The sequence below is a fragment of the Rhodococcus sp. (in: high G+C Gram-positive bacteria) genome (genome assembly GCF_049286785.1).
Lineage (GTDB): Bacteria > Actinomycetota > Actinomycetes > Mycobacteriales > Mycobacteriaceae > Rhodococcus_F.
In genome coordinates this window covers 1-1945 of record NZ_JBAQEO010000479.1, presented here as the reverse complement: position 1 = coordinate 1945, position 1945 = coordinate 1, and the positions used below count along the sequence as shown (strand labels likewise).

1 protein-coding gene is annotated in these 1945 nt (G+C 64.0%); it reads left to right on the top strand.

The window, feature by feature from the left end; translation table 11 throughout:
* The first annotated feature begins 834 nt into the window (after positions 1 to 834).
* Positions 835 to 1680, top strand: a complete 846-nt coding sequence (locus WAW17_RS17260; RefSeq protein WP_422334159.1) for a CopG family transcriptional regulator — start codon at positions 835 to 837, stop codon at positions 1678 to 1680.
* Positions 1681 to 1945: the final 265 nt, after the last annotated feature.

Here is a 1945-nt window from a genome sequence, read left to right as displayed (position 1 = left end):
GTCCAACGATGCGCTCATTTCTCAGCAACTGTGGCCCGGTGTACTGGAACCGGATCCAGCGGGAAGCCAGCGACCGGTGGCTCACCGCCGGCAGTCGCGGACTACGCGGAATGACTTGCACGCCTCCACCGATCACCGATCCGAGTGTGCGACCCTCGTGGCGGCGCTAGTCGAAATAACCGGCGGCCGCTGGCCGGACACTCAAGCCCGAATCGCCCGCCTCCTGAGCAGACTTGACATCGATGGCAGTGCAGTGCAAATGGCAGGAACGATCCAATCGCTGATCGCCGATCCCGACTGGCCCACACACGCCCTCGAAATCGAGTCCAGCGCTGCGGAGTGGTGGCGTCAGGCGTCCTATTGACCACGCGAATGCCCGCCACAAGGATGCCTGATGGCGGGCTTTCCACCGTCTGAGGGGACGGTCAACCTCGGGAAAACCGAGGTCGAGATCGGCGCACTACTGCGCGTAGGTGCGGGGTGAGCTCTTGCCGATGCACTCCCACTCGAGGGCTTCGTTCGCAATGCCGGGATCGACTCCGGTGCAGTCCCGGCTGCGTAAAGGCGCAGCAAGGCAGAACCCCCCGAACGAAAAGCGGGCCACCCCTACACCGCGCGATCTGAAAACTCGAGCTCGTCCGCTGCCCCCGATAGAGCGGCGTGCCGATCTCGGAAGGACCCATGAGATAGCGCACCCGGGGCCATCGTTAGTATGGAATTCGCTCCAGCAGCACATCCCCCCAATTTTGTTCTGCTGGACGCCCCCTGTGCCCCGGCGTCACCCCCCGATGCCGGGGCACAATCATGCGCACAGTCGGACGAGAAGATCGAGGAATGACAGAGTCGAGGCCAGGGCGGATCCCGGTGGGCGATCCCATCGCTCTTCGCTTCGATCCAGAGACCAAACGCGGACTCGACGAAATGGCCGAGGGAATCGGGCCGCGCCGATTCGGGGCACTGATCCGTGTCGGCTGCCGACGACTTGTCACCCAGCCCAACACCGTCGACAACGGTCTCGCGGAACAGCGGCGACTGTCGGAAGCGTTGCGGGCGATTCAGCTGGTCATGCTCGAGATCAACCTGGAGCCCGACACTGCCCAGAAGTTGGTGGCGCTGGCCGCCGAGTACGACACCACGGTCAGCGCACTCATGCGGATCGCGTTGCACCGTTTCCTGGAAGCCCCCGGCCGCTACAAACACCCGATGCTCCGCGAGGCCGAGCGGACCGGACTGTCCGACCGGGTCGACGTGATGGTCAACCCCTCCAGCAAGCAACGGATCTGGCACCTCGCCGGCCGATACGGCGACAAGCTCGACACCGCCTTGCTCAGAGTCGCGTTACGGCGCCTGCTCGACGAGCCCGGTGACCTCACCGGGGACCTGGAAACCATCGCCCCACTGCGCGATCTCAGACCCGAGATCTATCCGGCCAGAGCGAATGTGCACTTCGACGCCTCGCTGCGCGACAAACTCGACGGGTTGGCCGCTCGGGTCGGGTCCGATCGCGCCGAGTTGATGCGTCTGGCCGCGAAGCGTGTGCTCGAGGATCCCGGCTTGATCGAACAAGCCGTGAACGACGAGATCTTCCGCAGCGAGAAGCACAAGAAGATCCTCATGGCCCGCCACGCACGCCGCCACGCACGCCGCCAGGCGCATCGCCACACGCAGCCGCCCAGCTGATCGCACCGGATATCCCTCGGCATCAAACGAACTAACTGGTCAGCAAGCTGACCGATTCGTGGCAGGAGTGTCCCGTTCCGATGTACCCGCCAACCGGCGGCTACTAGGCCACCTGCGGTGGCCCCTGATTCGAACTCCTGTAGGTTCTCGCTGCCGGTGGCATTCTTGCATGTTGCGACCTGCGATCTGTCGCTTTGTCTCACGGCATGGCCACCACACTCTGTCTCAAATCTCTGGCATCTCAATCCATCACGAAGCGAGGCGG

Excerpts from the sequence above, each read along its gene's own strand:
- WAW17_RS17260 (WP_422334159.1), top strand. The coding sequence starts at position 835 with ATGACAGAGTCGAGGCCAGGGCGGATCCCGGTGGGCGATCCCATCGCT.